This is a genomic window from Psychrobacter sp. P2G3, from assembly GCF_001593285.1.
In the GTDB taxonomy this organism is placed as follows: domain Bacteria; phylum Pseudomonadota; class Gammaproteobacteria; order Pseudomonadales; family Moraxellaceae; genus Psychrobacter.
The window spans coordinates 2,097,606-2,118,506 of record NZ_CP012529.1; the positions used below are offsets into that span (position 1 = coordinate 2,097,606).

A 20,901-nucleotide genomic window follows, 5' to 3' on the forward strand; every position below is an offset into this window, starting at 1 on the left:
TCTTCAACTGCGCTCACTTTTTAAGAAAGCATGTAGAGCGTTACCGTTTAGAACTGCCAACTATAGACCACATCCACTGCATTTTCAGCCGCAGAAGTTGCTTCAACATAGATACGGCGCGTTAATTGATAACGAATAGACAAGCTATTTTGAGCATTAAAGACACCTACTCCATAGCGAATATATAAGTCAGGGGTTACGTAACCTGTGACATTAACATTCGTATCTTCACTACTTCCTGAAGCATCAACAGTTAGGCTTTGCAGACCAAAAGCCTGACCTATTTGATTAGTTAAACTACGTGTACCGCTAAGGCCGAAGCTTAGTCCAGCAGCGGCTAGGTTGTTGGTTACCTGAGACTTAAAGCCTTGCTCACTGATTTGGGTCGCACCTGTATTATTGATACGGCCAGTTACTAATGCATTCATAGCTTGCTGCTGGGTAAGTCCTGCATTATTGAATACGATGATATTCGGACTTTCAGTATTACCTTTAACCCGCAAACCTACCGTTTTGCCATCAATAACTTTGACTGCTTCGATACTAAGGTTCGGCTTCATAACATCGCCATTGAAGCGCACTTGCCCGTAATTGAGTTCTAAACTCTGACCAAAGGCATTGATATTAGTTCGACGTGATACTTGAACAACCCCTTTAGCACGCATGATGCCCGTACCGTTTTGATTAATATTGAGAGCACCTGCCAAAGGAATAACAGCACCAAAACCGCGGAAGTTAATGTCATCACCCAAATCGATACCTATATCAGCATTGATAGACCATGGTTTTGAGACTGCCAAAACGTCGTCAATATTGCCAATCAAACGTCTATCAATCACAACAGCGTCTTCGGTCTGGGTAATAATATCTTCGCTAGCTTCGGGAGGACGAATAGTCGCTGATGGTACACTGACCGCCCCTTCGATATTAACGTAACGATCACCTGGGCGTACGATTATATCAATATCAGGGTTAACCTCAGCCAACAACAATGGTGGTTGCGTCAATACCAATCTTTCGCCAACAACACTGAGCTTAGCTTGCAGCTTTTGTTGCCAATTAACTGTTCCGATCAACGTACCCGTACCTGTACCACTGTTAAACTTTCCATCAATCGTCGCTTGGGTGCCGCGAATTTTAGCAGCTACATTGACGTTAGATAGATTAACTGGTAAATCAAGCATGGCAACACGGCCATTAGCAAGTTTTACATCTCCATAAAACTGTGGCTTATCTAGGGTGCCGCCAACGCCCCCTGCCATAGTAATATTACCTTCAAGTACGCGCATACCTGGGAAGAAAGGCTTGAATACAGCGAGATTAAGCTCGTTGAGTACTAGCGCCCCTGATATTGGTTTGGGTGTTTTGTACGGATCTACGATTACTTCGGCATAGCCGCGAGCACCGTTTCCAGTATTGATATCTGTACGCAGTTTTAGTCCTTCAGGTACCGACAATGCGATGAGAGATACGCGCTCATAAGGTAGGGTTATAGGTGCAGCATCACCATCTTGAATCAGACCTATTTTGCCATTGTCAGAATACAAAGTCATATTGATAGTAGGTGGCTTACCACGTTGCCATCCCACAATAGCTTTACCATTAATCTGACCATGCCAATCGATATCTTTAGGTAAGAATACTGAAAACAGCGATGCATCGAGCTTTTGTAACGCAAGATTGACTTGTCCACCAGCGGCTGAAGCAATGAGATTCTCACGTAAACATAGCTTGCCAGTCTGATCTTTTGCTTGCCAACAATGTGCCGCTAATTGAACTTTTAGATCACTAGTACCGCCGTTTTTTTCTGGTTGTGGCAAGTCAACGATTACCTGTGCAGGCTGCAACTGATTCAAAGTAGCATACTGTGACTTGATGCGACCTTTACCTATCACACCTGACCAACTTAACTGGTCACGGTTGAAGCCACCTTTTAACCGTGCTGAGATATCTAATTTCTCATTAGCCACCTCAAGATTAACGACATGTGCCTGCTCGGTACCACTAAACGATGCATTAACATTTTTGAAGCTTTGTCCAGCTGCATCTAAACCTTCGGCACTAATAATGAACTGGCTAGGACTGTTTGCTAGATTCACTAACTTACCACGTATGCGGCCTTGACGTAATATAAAACCAGGTAACGCGATACGCTCACCTACTAGATCTATATAAATAGTCGGTAACGCTTGTCCTGCTGGCTGGGACAAGGTCGCACCGCCAGTTATTTTACCCGCAAGCTTTTCTGAAAGCTGATCGAGACTAGTAATATTAATCTTTGCTTGTAGCTGCTTGGCGTTGCCATTGGCGGTCAAATAATTATCACCCCAACGAAGCACAAGATTATTAGCATTGAGACTATCGATGAGCGCGTTTACCTGCTGATATTGAGCTTTAGCATCTTGAGCTTTTAGACGCTGGAAATAACTGCTTAAATCTTCTGGCAAGTTTAACTTGGCTGCTAAACTACCCTTAGCACTCAGAGGTTGACCTTTTAAAGTACCATTTAGGTTGATTTGTTGTAGATTGATAATTTGCTGCGCTTTACTCCAGCTTCCATCCGTTTTTATGCTGCCAATAATGGTACTTGGCGTGTCTTTTAGGAAGTAACCTAGGTTAAAGCGATCCATCACTGCGCTGATATCCCACGCAATACCTTTACTCACGTCTATTGACCCTTGAGCATCGATACTACCCGCGGCACCCACATGACGGAAACGCTTAATACGAATGAGTTGTGAGTCTCCACTAGCATCAATAGTCAGTTTGCCAGCAGGGAGCTGCTTGGCATCCAGTACGCCATCGAAATTTATAGCAAAGCGTCGTAACTTACTCTTTGCATCAGGGCGGTTTTTGGGCGCAGGTTGCCATTGTCCACTCGTGTTCAAATCACCAGTGAGAATGGCTGGATTGTTCGGTAAAAAATAACCTAAATCGAAATTGTTAAAACGCCCATTCACTGTCCAGCCAATATCTTGGCGCAAATCAATCACACCTTTCACATTAACAGCACCAGCTTCACCAGCATAATCTAGCTTACGCACGTTGATTAACTTTGGCGTGCCAGCAGCATCAATGGATAGTCGACCATTGGGAACATCAGCAGTATCAAGTTGACCATTAAAACGTACATCAAATACTGATAGCTTGCCACCGACAACATCAATGCTCGCATCGCCATTACCTGCTATACCAATGTCGCGACCATTTTGGGTAGCATCAAGCTGAGCCTGCAAGTCAGTCTTATTCAAATTAATGATGTGTCGCTGACCTTTGACACCGTTTTTAGTAATATTGAGCAAACGACCACGAGCACTGAGACTTCCTGTCAGGCGCTCAAGTGGCAAATCGTCACGGTATTGTTTGGGTAGCAAACCATTGGTACGTGCATCAATCTGCCATGTCAACGGTCGCTGCTTAGTCGCTAACTGAATCTGCCCATTACCTGATAAATCACCGACTATACCTTTATAATTAAGACCGTTGATATCGATGACATTACCAACTTTACGAACTTTTACATCGTAGTTACCTTTAGGCGCTGCGTTTAGCTCATTGATAAGAGCCTTGGCATCGATCGATAAGCTTGAGCCGCGCACGATGACATCAGCCTGTCCATTTGGACTGTCAATATTGCCAATGTTAGGTACATTGCGACGAGTGAGATTTTGCCATTTAGCATCAATGTACCAAGGTGCCACTTGCTTAGATTTTAATGACGTTTTGCCACGGACAATATTGGCATTGACGTGTTCGCCATCACGTTGACGCAAGTCAGCATCAATCTGCGTATTCCCAGCGCTATTTTGTTGTTGATAATGCATTGATAGCCGGCCGTTGAGCTTTTGCGGCGCATACGCTTTAAAATCAGTATATTCATCAGGAATAGCACGACGCACATCAAAGTTACTACCTGTCGCTCGTATTTTTGCATCGAAGCTGTCTTGCCAGTCTAAAATGCCCTGCAATACTAAACGTCCAGCTGGTACATCAGCATCTAAGCGATCAATACGCAGTTGACTATTGGCAATGATTGCGCGTCCTTGATAATGTCCTGAAGGGATGTCTTTAGCAGTCAATTCTGTATTAATACGTAGACGTATCTCAGAAATAACCCCATCTGCGATAGCGGTGCCACTTTTTAAATGAATATTTTGTGCATCTACATAAGGAATAACAACATCATCCCATTGCAATTTAGCTTGGAATGGTGCGTCGTTATCAAGCCCCTGCACCACAAACTCACCTCGGACATCGCCCTCGTTGTAACGACTACGCACCTTACCTACTGTGCGCTTTAAAGTTCCTGTCGCTGTCACGTTTAGTGGATCAATATAGGCCTTTTCTAACGCACTGACTTCAGCGATAGCACTGAGATCTAACGGATAGTCGCCTTGTAAATCTATACTGCCTTGCAATGCACTGATTTTGACAATATCTGCATAACGTAAATCACCACGACCAACCGTCACTTTACTACCTACCCACGTTAAATCACGAGCATTAATATCGTGCACCACGATAGGATCTTTGGTTACTTGCTTGTAAACGATATTCTTTATTTTTGCTTGATCAAAACGCAAATTAACCGGAAGTTTAAGCGTTTTATAATCAAATGCTTCACCAGTTGGAGGTTTATTATTAATAATTTCTATACGCTGAATATCAGCATCACTAAGATGCACTTCTTTAGCAAAGACAGCACGCCAGCCTATTTTTACATAAGCTTTGTCCACCAATATTTCAAGATCCTCAGTCGCTTGGATATCTATATCCGTAACCCAAATGCCGTCACGTAAATTTCCCTTACCGTATTTAAGCTCAATCCCCGTCTCAGCACTTATCTTTTCTAAGATAAACTTCGTACCTGACTCTGTTCCTGTCATGTAAAAGAAGATCGCAAACATAATCAGCAGAACGATAAGTATCAGTACCAGTAGCTTAAGTACAAAGGACAGTGGATACCAGCGTCTTACCGCGCGGGCATCTCTTTGGGCAGGATCTTCATCCGGTGAACGGTCAGGCGGGGTCTTTTTGGTCAACATGACACTCAACTACGTTAAAAGATTATTACCAGAAATTGGTAGAATTAATAAAAGCGACTCATTGGGCTTTTCTAGTTTGATCGACTTAACCTATACGTTGACGATTGAGTCTATAATTTCAGCTATAAAGGCGAGCCAATAAAGAAGTGTAGTCTAATTGGAACACTATCTTCTGTCACGCCAGCAGCGACATCTACACGTACGATTCCCACAGGCGATGCCCAGCGAATACCGACACCGACACCGACTTTGGTTTCAGTCTCAAAGTCTTTATCATAAGCATTACCTACATCGGTAAATACTGCACCACGAAAGCCAGGAATAAATTCATAATTGTACTCGGCACTACCGACTGCTAGTACTTGCCCGCCCGTTAGATAACCATTTTCTAATGGCGATAAGCTTTCATAATCATAACCGCGAATGCTTTGATCGCCACCAGCGAAAAAGCGCAACTTATAAGGTACTTCATAAAAATCATCTGCCCAAATATACCCTGTATTTAAACTACCGAGCACTTGATGCTTATTAGAGTCTCCGAAGCTATAGATACCACTAACACCAGCGCGAACTATAGCCAAATCAGTATCACTAAGCGCCTTATCTGCTCCTGCTTCAATAGCATAGTATTGACGTATACCGCGAGTCGGATTAGTAGCACTATCGACATCCGTTTTATTTATACCATAGCCAAACAGTAGTGCCTTTTGCGTAGGCCTAGAAGAGGTAAAACGTATAGGCAGATCATCCAACTCAGCATCATCAACGCCAGTTTCCAGCTCGTCTAAACGATAGCGCATAGAATAACTACGATTCCAACCATTCTCTCGACGAATATTACGGGCTAACGCTGCTTTTAGCGTTTTGGTGGATAAATCAAAGTTACCTTCGCCCTGATCGATCACTTCTTCTTCATAAGTAAGACGTCCCTCTAGCTTATCATTGAGCGGATGTTTCCATGGTCGACTGGCATAAACGGCAACATTTTTATTGATTCGTGAGATCTCAGTTTCTGCTCCTGCTTGATAGCCTTTACGATTAATCAAGTTATAGTCTATCTTAGCAGTTGCTCTCACACCTGTGTCTGTGCCATAACCAATACCCACTTGCGCATCACGTGGCTTATCAGCATAGACAAAGACATACAGTGGTACTTTTTTGCTTTCTTGAACTTGCTGGGGTGTTTTACGTCCTGCAAGTGTAGGCGGTACAAAGTTTTCATCAGCCAGTATACTTTCTTCATCAGGGAAGATCTTTTTGGCAACTTTACTAATGGAGTTACTGATTTTTCCTAGAATACTATCTGCTTCTTGCGTCTTTTCATCGAGCAGCCGATCATCTGGCAAGCCACTTAACCGATCTGCTTTACGCTTGATAGCTAGCAGCTTGTCTTGCGTTTCTTGATCGACTTCAAACTCAATAGGAGCAACATCCATTGCATCTACAGTAGCGCCACTATTGGCTTCAATGTTCTCACCATTGTTCTCGACATCATCGCTGCTATCAACATTATCGTCAGCACTTTGAGCATTGACGGTATTCATCGCCGACTCGCCACTATTGCCGTTATCAGAAGAGTTAACATTAGCCGCACTGTCGACATCATCATCTATAATGCCATCATTATCAGCATCTATCGGAGTATTATCAAAAGCTAAGGTGCTGCTTTCGCTGAGCTCATCCGGTGGCAATATCGTCTCAACGTTGACGGTATTAAAATAACGGGTCGCTGATAAGTCATTACCAAGTTTGGTAATGGCCGGACGATAGAACGGATCGCCTGCTTCAAAGTCAAACATCTGTTTCAATAATGAAGTCTCAACCGGAAGTTTTTCAGGATCTCGTGTAAGAGTTCCTGTCGCCTCATCGTAGGTAAAAAACACCACTTCATCAAAATCATAACGATTACCAGTATTGTAAACCAGTGAAACATCAGCTGTGTTGTCCGGCAAAATGATATCGACGGATTTGTTTAACCAGTATTGATCAAAATAACCATAGGTATTACTTAAGGCTTCAAGTGCGGCTTTGCTGTTTTTGTAAACACGATGATTAAAGATATCTCCTTCTTGTGGCGGCATATCTTTTTCGAGCGCTTGAAATTCAGGTTGTTCGATACCTTCACCGCGAATATCTACAATACGACTATCAACGCGCACAGGTTCACCAAGTTCTTCGATAATGACGTCAATAGTATCAATAGTTGGTTGGCGCAGGCGTAGGGTAACATCGTAATAACCAACTGCACGCGCGGCATCTAATGCAGTTTGGCGTAGACGTGGTAAGGCGGCGGTAAAATCAGCAACAGATTGCACGTTCGTATCATCAAGTGCCGCTTTGATGTTATTGATTGGCTGACTGTCGTCGTCAGCCTTGATCAATTTTGGCTGAGCATTATCATTAGTGGCAGCTTGCTGTAAGTAAATAGTCGTTTCTACGTTTGGCAACGCCATTACCCCACCGTTAAACAAACGGTTGTATAGGCGCTTGACAATATTACCGTTTTTGCGCGAAGGTTTAGAGGCTTGCACGATACTGTCAGTGACTGCCTGCGTCTCAGAGACAGCTTGGTATTCAGGTAAATAGTCATCAGGATTCAAGGCCTTGGGTTGCGCACCTTCTTGCTGCCCTACCGTTTCACCTTGGATAGGTAATTTGCCTGTACTTGCCTCAGCCTTGATATCAGCGATAGTGTCCTCAGCGCCAGTCACCATATCACTGTCTTGCTGTGCGAGAGTTTGAGCAGGGCTCTGTTGGCTATCCTTTACATTACCACTGCCAACAGAATCACTCACATCAAGCGGACGTGACAGGATTTCAGCCGTCTCAGCACGCTCTGCAGCATTTTGCACACGTCCAAGGGTATCAAGATTGGTCGGCGCTGGTAAACTTGCCGCATCTAGGCTTGGATCTAAACCAATAGGAATCTCTTGGCTATCTAAAGTCGCGACAGGATTATCAAAACCATCATTAGCATTGTTGCTATTGTTGCTTGAAGAGTTATTGCTTGAAGAATTGTTACCTTCAGAATCGTTTTGATTATTCTCTGCATCTACCGCAGCAAGTTCACGCTCAATCTGTTCAGGCGTCATCATCTGATAGCCTTGCTGCTGCACTGTGGCTGCCTGCTCTAACAGATTATCATCGGGTATATTGGCTTGCAGTATATCCACATCATTTAAGCTATCTGAGCTTTTTGAGACGTTAGGGTTACGCTTGATGGGTTTGGTTGATAAAGACTTTTGCGACTTCCCACCTAAACTTTGCTCACTGTAATCATCTAATACCGATTGATCAATAACACCTTGCTCTACTGCTTTTTTTAGGCGTAGCGCATCTAAAGCGGCATCAAGCTCGGTCTCTTGATCAGACATTAGAGCATTGTATTTGGACAAGCTTGAAAGCTGAGCTGAGCCATCGGTGTTTGTCTTAACATTATCAGCACCAATGGCAGGAGATGCTGCGCCAAAACCGACTAACGCACTCGCCAGCGCAGTAAAAAGCGTTGAGCGAGTAAAAGAGGTACGCGGCAAGTTTGACAAGTTGCGTGATTGCGTTGAGGGCTGCTGTCTTATCATACTTATTTCCTATCACCTCACGCGGCATGCTTATACTGACGATGGGTATCGCCTATACTTACCGGTGAATATACTTATCACATTTAAAATTAATAGTGCTTATAATCAACGTCGATAAAAGCATGTCAAACTTACAAATCATAGCTTAGTTAATTATCAAATCATAGCATCTAGCGCATGTATTTATAGCAAAGCCTTGCTATTATACGGTCTAAAAATAATAAAACCTATCTTATATTTCGATAAGTTTTTGATAATATTCATAATTATATAACATAGAAGCACCTTGTGTTGCTTATGTTTAGCCCACTTTATGCATTAGACGCTGGCCGCTTGTAGGAGTCCACATGGCAAATCAGTTTCAATTATTTAAGCGTCGTCGCTTTAACGCTATGTTTTTTACCCAATTTTTGGGTGCATTTAATGACAATATTTTTAAGCAAGCGTTAATCTTAGTTTTGACTTATACCGCTGCCAGTCAAATCGGCGTAGAAGTGAGTATTTTAAATAATTTGGCAGCGATGCTATTTATTTTGCCCTATTTTTTGTTTTCCGCATTGGCTGGCCAAATCGCAGATAAATTTGAAAAATCCAAACTAACTCGCTTTGTGAAGCTACTCGAGCTGGTTATTATGACGGTCGCTGCCATAGGATTTGTATTTGAGTGGTATACGCTATTATTCGTGGCGCTGTTTTTGATGGGTACGCATTCTACCTTTTTTGGTCCGATTAAATATGCTTATCTACCGCAGGCAATGCAAAAAGACGAGCTAGTCGGTGCCAATGGTTTGTTTCAGATGGGTACTTCCCTTGCTATTTTGCTTGGTATGATTATCGCTGGGGTATTGACGCAATTGCCGCAGTCGCTTTATTGGATTAGTGTAACGGTTGTGTTGGTAGCAATACTAGGCTACATAGCAGCGCGCTTTATCCCCATCATGCCAGCAATGCAGCCTAACCTAACTATTAATTGGAATATTTTTACCACCAGTATGGCCACGGTGCGCTATTTGTATTCTTTGCCATTTTTGTTCTTTATAATTTTGGGCAATAGCTGGTTCTGGTTTTATGGTGCAACATTCTTGACCCAAACACCTGAATTTAGCAAAGTCATCTTACATGGTGATGAGTCCGTTGTTATTTTCCTATTAACCCTATTTTCCGTTGGGGTTTCTATCGGTTCACTACTATGCAAAAGCTTAACCAAGAACCAAGTTAGCTTGCGTCTATTACCTTTTGGTATTGCAGGCTTAAGTATCTTTGCTATTGACCTTTATTTCTCCTTATCAGGTCTAAATATTAATGTTAATTCTGAAGCACTGTTAAGTATTAGCGATTTATTTGGTATAAATGGCAGCTGGCGCGTGTTTGCTGATCTATTCTTTTTGGGCTTTAGTGGCGGCCTTTATATCGTGCCTTTATATGCATCTATGCAAGCTTATGCACCCAAAAGCCATCGTGCGCGTATTGTTGGTGCCAATAATATTTTTAATGCTATTTTTATGGTCACCTCTGCCATATTTGCTATCGTAGTATTAAATACGTTAAATATGTCGCTGCCACAGTTGTTTTTGGTCACTGGCATACTTAATATTGTTTTTGGTGTGTTTTTATATACCAAGCTCAATAAACATCTCAGGCAGGCTGTCATGCAAACTGACGATGATGACTCATTCAGCAGGCAAGACTAATGCAGTGTAGATAATATCGCTCTAACAGAATTTTCATGCCGATAATCAATATTGTTTGCTATAGTAATGAATTATTATTTTTGCAAAATTAAATTAAGACACTAACGAAACAAAGCTACATCAGGAGCTAATCATGGCACTGCGTTCCTTATCTAAGATAGACAATCTGTTACTTGGCGTCGACAAGGCGCTACGGGCAGTCGTTCCACATTCCAATCCTAGTACTCGCCCGCTACCTGTCAGCGATGATACTATTCCTGAACTGAGTATCACTGAAGCACGGCACGTGGCTGGGCTCATGCGTATTAATCATACTGGTGAAGTATGCGCGCAAGGGCTATATCATGGGCAAGCTTTTAGTGCAAAAGATGATGGCGTGAAGCAAGCCATGCAGCAGTCAGCTGAGGAAGAAGTAGATCATCTGGTGTGGTGTGAGACTCGTCTGCAAGAGCTGGGTAGTCATCCTAGTGTCTTTACACCATTATGGTATGGCATGTCGTTTGGTCTTGGCGCGGTTGCTGGTGCTATCTCGAATGAGTTTAGCTTAGGCTTCGTCGCTGAAACTGAAGCTCAAGTTAGTGAGCATTTGCAAGATCATATAGGACAGCTACCCATCCAAGATAAGCGCTCGCGTGAGATACTGGCACAGATGGATATTGAAGAGCTACATCATCGGGAGCTGGCAATCAATAGCGGCGGTACAGCATTATCGCCCCCTATTCGCCATACCATGCGCTGGATGGCCAATCGTATGAAAGCCACTGCTTATCATTTATAAAGGTGTAAAGTTAAAAAATATATTTTACAATCAAAATAGCCCGCTAAAAATTCAAAATCTCATAAAATCTTTTAGTCGATAAAGTACTTCAAAATTCTGATAACTGAAGCTAATCTGTAGGATTTTTAACAATCCTACTATTGAGAGGCTTGATGCTAGTTTGATAGGGTATAAAAAATTTGTACAGTTTTTCATCAGTTTTTATAGCACTGAGCATATTTTATTAGCCAAACGTTTTAACTGCATGCAGTATTGCAGATGTTAATGGAACATCATTGATTAAAAACAACTTATTAACAACCAAGGTAACGATTGCCATGAGCCAACCCATAAGTCACGATAAACACCATAAATTTGCTACTCTAACCGCCCTAGCAACGGCTTGCACAATGATGCTTTCAGCTCCTGCCTTAGCTGCGACCCCTGATACGACTGCTGCACCGGCAATCAGTACCAGCGCACCGAGTGCTATTGACTCAAGCAAACGCATTATTCGCCGTGCACAGCCAAATGCAACTATCAGTAGTGTACAGCCAAGCCTTCCTGAAGCCGATGCTACTACCCCAACTACCGCTCAGTCTACGCCCCAGCGAAACAGTGCAGCTGCGCCAGCTCAACCAACCCCTTACACACCTGTGGTTCCTGTAACTCCGAAACCTACAGGTGCCACGCAAGTTTATCAACGTGGTCCTATTACTAGTACTGGTGTTGACATTAGCGGTGGTCAGCTGGGCAATTTTCCAACGCCACAAGTACGTATCTCAGATATCAGTTTTGTGCCTACGTTATTGATTCCGCAGACAACGGGGCTTGGTACAGACAAGCTTGATGTCAGTTTACTTGATGACTTTATTAAAGAAGTGTCACCTAACGCGCGTCATTATCCACCGAACTTCCCTAACCGCTCACAGCGCCACTATGCTCGCGAAAAAATCAAAGTAATGACCGAGTGGATTGAACCGTACGCCAGTGCACCTAATGCCTCTTACGATGTACTCTTGCGTGCTGCAAAACTTAACGGTATGGGTCGTAACTTAGACTTAGGTTCAGATTTTGCCGTTCGCGGTGGTAAATATGTCGATCGCGCTATCAAAGCCAAACCTGACAGTGGTGAAGCCAATTTCCTATATGGCATGATGTTATCGGAAGGTGGTGGGTTTAAAGAAGGGAAAAAGTATCTGGACAAGGCTGTTTCACTTGGTTATACCGAAGCAGAACAAAGCCTAGCTCAGTCAGACTTATTGAGCGATCGCCGTAACGAAGCCTTAGATCGCCTACGTCGACTCGAACAACAAGTGCCGGACAATAGCATCATTCGTCAACAGATCAAGCTGATTGAAGATGGCAAATTCTACATCTGGGACTTACCGGCACCGAACATCAACGTTAAACCGAACTCTCCAATTACCTAGATTTATTGTTATAAATACATACCGTTGATCTATATTATTAAATAAAGAGCTACCTTAAAAAGCGTGTTCGTTTTATATTGATATTGCATCAATCATAAAACAAACGCGCTTTTTTGTGGGCTAAGATATCTGTCTTAAGAAACTATCTATAAAACCATAATATTAACCATTACTTCTATCAGTCTGCGCCGTTCAATAATTAAGATTTAAACGTTAACAGTTAATGCATATAGTGTAAGCGCACAAGGTACGCTACACTCGTAAGTATATGGGCATTCGTTATAGAAGCACTTATTGAAAGCGTTATTTTACAAAATTCATCTACTGAGGTCTTCTATGTCATTTGCCAGTCTTACTGCAGTCATGTCAGCATATGTTAAGAAAAAACCCATGCCTATTGCGCCAGTAGCAATGGCAGCGACCATGATGCTATTGACGGCCTGTAGTACAGTCTCAGTCAACAAGCAAACTCAGGCAAAAACCATTAAAAACCAGCGTGGTAGTATCGTTACTGAAAATAAGCTTAGTACGGCTACTTCTGCCACACTATTGTCTGCCGGTCTTAATGAGCAAGCGTGTATACAGTACTTTGACCAATGTTTAGCACAATTAACCGATAGCATACTCAATGAACACTATAGATCGGCACTTGCTGTCTATGCTGAGATTCATTATGCAAAGGCGATTCAACTTGCTAACTCAGCAGATTGCCAACAGGCTTTATCACGACCACCCCTTGACCCTTATTACGCTAATGCTCCTTTGACAGCAGAGCAAAAAGATACTCAAGAGCGAAATACCAACACCTGTGTCAACAGCTATCAGGCACGGCTTTTTGATGCGATTAAACTTAGTTATACTTATTTATTTTATGATAGCTTAACCCACGATTTTGAAGAGGCTAGTACTGACAAAACTGTCGTGCGCCAACCCCAACGTATTCCAACCGATATCGATATCCAAACTCAAGACGTCTATAATGCGGCCACTAACAGCGTTGTTACACAGTTATATCGTTCAACAGACTCTTCAAATAGCATGATGGACAATACCAAAATAAAGTACCTGCCAACCAATGCTACGATTGATACTAGTAACAAGGCAGCAATTGCCAATCGAGCGCCGTTGCGTGGTAAGCCTACTGATCAGATTAACGTCATGAATATCCAAGTCGACAACTATGACCTCAACGTTTATCTACCTAATGAAAACAACTATCTACAAAACGCACATAAGCAAGCTTCTGCACTTGCTGATTTGACTTCAACTTATGAGCTGCGTTTGACGGGACTAAACTCAGTCAGTAAGCGTCCAGGTCTTGGTGTCAGCTTGGTTGCCTCACTGGATGACCGTTATACGACTACTATCCGCCAACTATTAGCTTCATCGCTATCAGGTAAGCTATCTGCAATGGCAAGCAACGGTAGCATGGAAGATAGCGAAACGAGCACGCGCATCTATCCTACTGGGCATCTACTTATGACCGGTGTGGTAAAGCCAATAGGTGACAGTGTGCTTGACGTACTTAGTAGCAATCAGCTCGATATTCACTTATATAACCCCTATCGTAGTAACAGCGTCAATATCCTTGGTAATGACTATCCGCTTGCCGCTAACTTTTCTGCAGGTTATGGACTGTGGTTGGCAGAGAACCAGCTTGACGGTGTCGGTTATTTGAACTTACTGACGCGGCGCCAAGAAACAACACTGCCTAAGCTATTTATGCTTGAACCTTATGACCCTAATAAGCGTGTGATTGTCATGATACATGGCTTAGCTTCCAGTCCTGCGACATGGGTTAACTTAACCAACGATATATTCAGTGATGACAAGCTACGTGACAACTATCAAGTATGGCAAATATTTTATCCGACCAACCTGCCTATTCTAGAAAATCGCTATCAGATTCAAAAGCTTCTTGAAACCACTTATAAACGAACAGATCCTAACGGACAAAATCGCGCTAGTAAAAACAGCGTGATTGTCAGCCACAGTATGGGAGCTATCATTTCTCGTATGATGCTCTCTGACGACAATTTGGCAAAAAATCTCGACGCATTAGATGATAAGAATTTAATTTCAGATAGCGCAAAACGTCAAATTGATCAGACTCTCAGACAGGCTTTTGGTAAGGAAGAGATTCGTAAGCGTTTTCAGCTGCAAACCTTACCACAGGTTGATACCGCTGTATTTTTGTCTGCACCATTTCAGGGTACTGATTATGCAGACCGCTGGTTTACCCGTGCACTACGGCGTATTATATATTTGCCAATAAGCTTAGTAAAAACCGTTACTGATAATTTAGCTACTATTGCAACTCAAGGTGATTTGGCACAGAACCCGTTAGGTGCGCTATATCTGCAAAATGGTGCAAGTCAACTGAGTAACAAGTCCTCATTTATTCAGTTGACTAAAGACATCATTATCAACGATCGTATTACCTATCACTCCATTATTGCCAATAATGATACAGATATCACTCAAGGCTTGGCAAGAATGCAGCCCGGTGGAGCTAGGATAGACTTATCCCAAGCAACAAAAGCGGATACAAGTGGTGATACTGATACATCTTCTATACCGAGCGCACCACTGGTCGCCGCAGTGATGGTAGATGAAGATATTAGCCAAGCACTCACTGAGCGTTTATCTGATGGCATTGTGCCTTACACCAGTGCCCATCTCGATGGTGCTGCCTCCGAAACAGTAATCAGTGGCGGTCATAGTATCCAAGCTAACCCACAAACTATTTTGACGTTGCGCCGCATCTTGCACAAACAATTACAACAGTAAACTTCATTTAGAATAATGAGTAGCTTGTTATGCTTTTGCTGGTAGCAAACTATTCATAGCTCTAGTCAACATTGATAGTCTTTCTCAGAGCTTTGATTATAGGTAAAACACCCCTTAATTATTAGCGGTTATTAATGACGGACTAGTAGTCATTGAGTTAATGACGCTTACTATGCACAGCTTGCGTGTGTACCTATGGTGGCGCATAATATATGCACGTTAATGCATATTAATCTACTGATTTTATAGACAAATGACTTTAATTTATAAGGATATAAGTTATCTACTGCAATTAAGAAAGTCTTAAATAAAGATATCTTTATTTAAGACTTTCTTAGCTGAATGTCATTTGTAGCTAAATAACAATTGGCTATTGCCCGTAATGCTCGTACTACTGATTACGGACAGTTACTTGAGCGTATCATGGAAGCTATCGCTAGTCAGCTAACAGGTAAAGGTAACCGTTTATGTTCGCTACGTTTATGATTGATCAGATGGATGCGCTAATGCTAGCGCGTATCCAATTTGCTTTTGTTATCTCTTTTCATATTGTCTTTCCTGCATTCTCTATTGGACTTGCCAGCTTTCTGACAGTGCTTGAATTTCGCTGGCTCAGGACCGGCGAGCCTATTTACGCTGAAGTCTATAAACATTGGGTAAAAATATTTGCCGTTGTTTTTGGCATGGGCGTGGTATCGGGCGTGGTCATGTCCTATCAGTTCGGAACCAACTGGGCAGTATTCTCAGACAGAGCTGGTAACGTCTTAGGTCCTCTACTCGCCTATGAAGTTCTGACCGCGTTCTTTTTAGAAGCTTCTTTCCTAGGAATTATGCTATTTGGTTGGGGCCGAGTCAGTAAGCGCATGCACTTTGCATCGACCGCTATTGTAGCCATTGGTACGCTCATTTCAGGGTTTTGGATTTTGGCGGCTAACAGCTTTATGCAAACGCCGCAGGGTTTTATGATGGGCGCTGACGGTCTACTCTATCCAACCAACTGGCTTGAGATTATTTTTAATCCCTCATTTCCTTACCGCTATGCACATATGATGACGGCAGCATTTTTGACCACTGCCTTTGTGATTGGTGGTATCGGTGCTTATTATATTCAGTCTAAAAAGCATACCGAACATCGTCAGCATGGCCGCGTTATGTTAGGTATGGCGATGGTCATGGCCATTTTTGTCGCCCCAGCGCAGGTCTTGATTGGTGATATGCACGGCTTAAATACTCTTGAACATCAACCTGCTAAAGTTGCAGCGATGGAAGGGCTTTGGGAAGATGAGCGCGGTGCGCCATTAATCCTGTTTGCTATTCCAGACCAAGAGGCACAAAAAAACCATTATGAAGTCAAAATACCTTATGTATCTGGTCTGATTTTAACTCATTCGTTAGATGGCGAAGTTAAAGGGCTTAAGAACTGGGCCCCAGAGGACCAGCCTTATGTCCCTATCGTATTTTGGTCGTTTCGCGTTATGGTAGGTATTGGAACGCTGATGGTGTTAGTAGGATTATTTAGCCTCTATAAATACTTTAAAAAACAGCAGTTCAATCCTGAAAGTAAATGGTTCCACCGTGCATGGATGATGATGACGCCTCTTGGTTTCATTGCTCTGCTTGCTGGCTGGTTCGTTACCGAAACTGGTCGTCAGCCTTGGACGGTATATGGCGTGATTCGTACTGCTGAAAGTATGTCACCCGTTGCTGCACAGCAAGTGGCAACAACGCTGATTGGCTTTATCGTGCTGTATATCTTTGTTTTCGGTGCGGGTAGTTTCTATATCCTACGCTTGATTGCTCAAGGGCCTAAACCGTATGAAGACCCTGCGGATGACAACTTTTATGAGCATTCTATCACTGAGGGTCAAGGTCGTACGCTTAGTGGTGATAGCCATGCCAGTGAAAAGATGGAGCAACATGACTCTGAAGATCTTGATACGCCAGCGAATGATAAAGAAGATGGAGGGTTGCGCTAATGTTTAACTACGGTGATGTATTAGATTTACCTTTAATCTGGGGCGGACTAATCGCTCTATCTGTCTTTATTTATGTACTGCTTGATGGCTTTGACTTAGGTTGTGGCATTTTGTTCCCCTTTGCGGGCTCAGATAAAAACCGTAGCCGGATGATGAACTCTATTGCTCCCTTTTGGGATGGCAATGAGACTTGGCTAGTATTGGGCGGTGGTGGCTTGTTTGCCGCTTTCCCAGTCGCTTACGGTATTATTATGACGGGTCTCTACTTGCCCGTTACCGCAATGCTATTTGGTCTTATTATGCGCGGCGTGGCGTTTGAGTTTCGCTTTAAAGCTTCCTCACGCCGTCATGTCTGGGATACCTTCTTTTTTGTAGGTTCTGTGGTAGCTACTTTCTCTCAAGGAATTATGCTTGGTGCATTGGTTCAGGGGTTAGAAGCAAGTAACCGCTTATATACTGGTGGTCCTTTTGATTGGTTCTCACCTTTCCCAATCATGTGCGGGTTTGCACTTATTATCGGTTATGCGTTACTGGGCTCTACTTGGCTGATTATCAAAACTGAACATAAACTGCAAATTTGGGCGCGCAAAGTCTCTGGCTGGATGTTGATGGCATTAGTAGCCGCGATGATTACCGTCACGATATCTATGTTCTTCTCAGATATCGATGCGCTTGAGGGCTGGTTTAGCTTCCCAGGTTTGCTCTATCTCGCGCCGATGCCAATTATTGTATTACTGCTATTCTTCTTAATGCGTAAGGACTTAAATACTGAGCGTGAATATCGTCCATTTTTATTGACGGTCGCTCTATTCTTGATGGGTTACATCGGTGTATGTTTTGCCATATTTCCTTATATAGTACCGTATCAGATGACGATTTATGAGGCGGCGGCTGCCGATACTTCACTATCCTTTATGCTGATTGGTGCAGTTATTATGCTGCCAATTATCTTAAGTTACACCGCTTTTGCGTATTATACCTTTAAGGGTAAATCTGATCACAATCCTATGTATTAATCAATAATAGTAGTATGCAATGGATAAATTAGAATAATTGTGGTTGCTGTACTAAATGATAGCAGCCACAATCAAAACGCAAATTGGGAGGTTACCTTGAAAAAGCTTAGTAAGAAACAATCCCAATGGGCATGGTTCATTGGTTTATATCTGGCAGGTTTTTTAGTTATTTTTACTATTGCCCAATTAATCAAATTGGCGATGGGTGTTTGAAATATTACTTATGTGATAAAAAAAGCAGCGCTGATCATAAGATTAGCGCTGCTTTTTTTATCAAACTTCTTTCATTATCGTACTAATCAAGCGCCATAATGATTATCCGCGCCTTTACTGTTAATAAAATCATTTACTTGCTCTAGACGCTCAGGCGTACCAACGTCTATCCAGTTATCTTTAATCACTTCAGCGGTAATCTGAAACTTAATCATCGCCTGCTTAAGCAATGGCGCTAGTGCCGCTGGCTGACCCGTTACCAGTCCATCAACCAATCTGGGAGACATTACGCTAATACCAGCAAAGGTATATTTGTCAGCATCACCAACTGGATTCTCACTGGCCAAACCATTATTGATAGCGAAGTCACCACCATCATTATGTTCTGGATTATCAATTAATAATAGATGTGCACGCTGATCGGCACTTAGCTCATAATTCTGCAACTGAGCAAAATCATATGTCGTCCAGACATCGGAGTTGACTAGGATAAAAGGTTCATCTCGTAATTTACCCATTTGTAGCGCTTGAAAAATCCCACCTGCGGTCTCTAAAGGCTCATCATCTTCAACTGACCAATGCAAAGTCACCCCGTATTGCGACCCATCGCCCAGTGTATCCATTAGTTTGTCAGCAAGCCATGAGACATTGATAGTAATATCAGTGATGCCCGCTGCTTGTAACGCTTGAATATGCCAGACAATTAGCGGCTGTCCACCGACTTCAACTAAAGGTTTGGGGGTTTCAAGAGTTAATGGACGCAGGCGTGTCCCCTTGCCAGCGGCCAAAATCATTGCTTGCGTTATAACAGACATGCACGCTCCTTATTAAAATCATTATTTTGGTAATCAACTCAATTCATTGACATCTATTACGATGCAAACTTGTCTTGATAAGCAGGTAATACGCTATCTTGTAGCCATTGATTAAAAGGTAGTACAGCTAGCTTCATAGCATCATTACCCTGTTCAGCCAGCCAATTTAACTCAAGAAGGAGATCGCTCATGACCTTTGGAATATCAGCCAAATAGCGGTTTTTACCATCACGCTCAGATAAACGAATAAAAATTCCTAATACCTTTAGATGTCGTTGTACACCCATCACATTCAAATCATGTTCAAACTGCTCAGCACTGTCCGCTGTCGGTAGCATTGCTAGCTGCTGCAATTGCCAGAAATCATTAACCCAGCTTGATACCTGACTCTCTGGCCACTCCACATAGGCATCACGCACTAAGGATACCAAATCATAAGTATATGCACCGATTACAGCATCTTGAAAATCAATGACGCCTAAGCGCGAATGATCTGCTTGATCTTGCATTAAGTTGCGACTGTGATAATCACGATGAACAATCACCTGCGGTTGAGTCAAAATATCATCGATTAAGGCCGATTTTAGATTTTCCCATAACTTCTCATTAAGGCTTACACCAATATAAGGTATGAACCAATCACGGAACAAATCCATTTCACGATTGAGCATTGCGCTATCATAATCAGGCAGTTCGTGCTCTACGCGAGCTGTCTGCACAGGCGTTTTTTGTAAATCAACTAATGTTTTCATCGCCAACTGGTAACAGTCATTCACCTTTGCAGTTGGCGCATCAACCAATAAGTGCGCGAACTCTGTCGCTCCAAAATCTTGTAGTACCAAAAACCCTTGTGCCATATCTTGGGCAATAAGCTCTGGCACATTGATTGCAGGCGCCATCAGCTTAGTAACGTTGACAAACTGCTGCATTGCTTCTTGCTCATCAGCGGAATCCATGACGATATACCGTGCTGCTGGGGTATCATCGCTGCTGTTAGCATCAAACAGTTGTATGCGATGGTACTGGCGTGCACTGGCATCACCCGGTAAGCTATCAAGAATAAACGTTTGATCTTCAAATACTTGCTGCAACCAGTTCTCTAATTGCTGCTGACGGGTACTGTTATCGACATCAGTATTGATATTAGTATTATCATCAGGCTGTAAAACTATATGGTCTGTCATAAAGGGCATCGCAGGTTAACAGTCAATAAGCTTAAGTACTTGATAATTGTAAGAACAATAATACTGAAAATACAATCGTCAAAAATACCTAGCATTAATGACTAAATTAGTAATAAATAAAGTGAATACTTGCTAAAATGACGAGCTATTTTTATTTGCTGGACGTTTTAGGTTATTTTTAAGACTCATTTTATGTGCTGTGCTGAGCATTAATGGTAAAAACGTCTTGCTACGTTATAAAATTTGATGAATAGTGTAGCTGATTTGGTTTTTTTTGACTATGATAACTCATCAATAGTTGTAATATGACCGGATATCCAAATCTATATTATCGTATAGTGGTCAGATATACCTTTGCTATTGACTCGTTTTTATTGGCTCAAACTGGTTTTTTATCAGTCTA

General features: G+C 42.4%; 11 protein-coding genes. 7 read left to right on the forward strand and 4 right to left on the reverse strand.

Features of this window, described 5'->3' with window-relative positions; genetic code table 11:
• Positions 1-47: 47 nt before the first annotated feature.
• Positions 48-5,045, reverse strand: a complete 4,998-nt coding sequence (locus AK823_RS08520; RefSeq protein WP_068328204.1) for a translocation/assembly module TamB domain-containing protein — start codon at positions 5,043-5,045, stop codon at positions 48-50.
• 122 nt (positions 5,046-5,167) lie between these two features.
• Positions 5,168-8,623, reverse strand: a complete 3,456-nt coding sequence (locus AK823_RS08525; RefSeq protein WP_068328209.1) for a BamA/TamA family outer membrane protein — start codon at positions 8,621-8,623, stop codon at positions 5,168-5,170.
• A 347-nt stretch (positions 8,624-8,970) separates the two neighbouring features.
• Here AK823_RS08525 and AK823_RS08530 point away from each other — a divergent pair, with 347 nt between their 5' ends.
• The 7 genes from AK823_RS08530 (at position 8,971) to AK823_RS14090 (ending at position 18,499) form a co-directional block, all read left to right on the forward strand.
• Entirely contained in the window at positions 8,971-10,314 is a 1,344-nt protein-coding gene (locus AK823_RS08530; protein WP_068328210.1) for an MFS transporter, read from the forward strand.
• A gap of 139 nt (positions 10,315-10,453) precedes the next feature.
• Entirely contained in the window at positions 10,454-11,092 is a 639-nt protein-coding gene (gene coq7, locus AK823_RS08535) for a 2-polyprenyl-3-methyl-6-methoxy-1,4-benzoquinone monooxygenase (RefSeq protein ID WP_228138942.1), read from the forward strand.
• 317 nt (positions 11,093-11,409) lie between these two features.
• Positions 11,410-12,504: a hypothetical protein gene (locus tag AK823_RS08540; protein WP_068330246.1), complete on the forward strand. Its 1,095-nt coding sequence runs from the start codon at positions 11,410-11,412 to the stop codon at positions 12,502-12,504.
• Positions 12,505-12,840: 336 nt separating this feature from the next.
• Entirely contained in the window at positions 12,841-15,294 is a 2,454-nt protein-coding gene (locus AK823_RS08545) for a hypothetical protein (RefSeq protein ID WP_068328213.1), read from the forward strand.
• A gap of 482 nt (positions 15,295-15,776) precedes the next feature.
• The gene (locus tag AK823_RS08550) at positions 15,777-17,270 is read left to right on the forward strand and encodes a cytochrome ubiquinol oxidase subunit I (protein WP_227514157.1); all 1,494 of its coding nucleotides are present in this window, start codon (positions 15,777-15,779) and stop codon (positions 17,268-17,270) included.
• The gene (gene cydB / locus AK823_RS08555) at positions 17,270-18,286 is read left to right on the forward strand and encodes a cytochrome d ubiquinol oxidase subunit II (protein ID WP_068328215.1); all 1,017 of its coding nucleotides are present in this window, start codon (positions 17,270-17,272) and stop codon (positions 18,284-18,286) included. The genes AK823_RS08550 and cydB overlap by 1 nt, the downstream gene beginning before the upstream one ends.
• Before the next feature lie 96 nt (positions 18,287-18,382).
• Positions 18,383-18,499: a DUF2474 domain-containing protein gene (locus AK823_RS14090; protein ID WP_149031854.1), complete on the forward strand. Its 117-nt coding sequence runs from the start codon at positions 18,383-18,385 to the stop codon at positions 18,497-18,499.
• 86 nt (positions 18,500-18,585) lie between these two features.
• On the opposite strand, the gene murU is transcribed toward AK823_RS14090, so the two are convergent.
• Both murU and AK823_RS08565 read right to left on the reverse strand, forming a co-directional pair.
• Positions 18,586-19,314: an N-acetylmuramate alpha-1-phosphate uridylyltransferase MurU gene (murU, locus tag AK823_RS08560; RefSeq protein WP_068328217.1), complete on the reverse strand. Its 729-nt coding sequence runs from the start codon at positions 19,312-19,314 to the stop codon at positions 18,586-18,588.
• 56 nt (positions 19,315-19,370) lie between these two features.
• Positions 19,371-20,498 carry a phosphotransferase gene (locus AK823_RS08565; RefSeq protein ID WP_149031855.1) on the reverse strand — a complete coding sequence of 376 codons (1,128 nt, stop codon included), beginning with the start codon at positions 20,496-20,498 and terminating at the stop codon, positions 19,371-19,373.
• Between the last annotated feature and the right edge of the window lie 403 nt (positions 20,499-20,901).

Excerpts from the sequence above, each read along its gene's own strand:
- AK823_RS08520 (WP_068328204.1), bottom strand. The coding sequence starts at position 5,045 with ATGTTGACCAAAAAGACCCCGCCTGACCGTTCACCGGATGAAGATCCT.
- AK823_RS08525 (WP_068328209.1), bottom strand. The coding sequence starts at position 8,623 with ATGATAAGACAGCAGCCCTCAACGCAATCACGCAACTTGTCAAACTTG.
- AK823_RS08530 (WP_068328210.1), top strand. The coding sequence starts at position 8,971 with ATGGCAAATCAGTTTCAATTATTTAAGCGTCGTCGCTTTAACGCTATG.
- AK823_RS08540 (WP_068330246.1), top strand. The coding sequence starts at position 11,410 with ATGAGCCAACCCATAAGTCACGATAAACACCATAAATTTGCTACTCTA.
- AK823_RS08545 (WP_068328213.1), top strand. The coding sequence starts at position 12,841 with ATGTCATTTGCCAGTCTTACTGCAGTCATGTCAGCATATGTTAAGAAA.
- AK823_RS08550 (WP_227514157.1), top strand. The coding sequence starts at position 15,777 with ATGATTGATCAGATGGATGCGCTAATGCTAGCGCGTATCCAATTTGCT.
- cydB (WP_068328215.1), top strand. The coding sequence starts at position 17,270 with ATGTTTAACTACGGTGATGTATTAGATTTACCTTTAATCTGGGGCGGA.
- murU (WP_068328217.1), bottom strand. The coding sequence starts at position 19,314 with ATGTCTGTTATAACGCAAGCAATGATTTTGGCCGCTGGCAAGGGGACA.
- AK823_RS08565 (WP_149031855.1), bottom strand. The coding sequence starts at position 20,498 with ATGACAGACCATATAGTTTTACAGCCTGATGATAATACTAATATCAAT.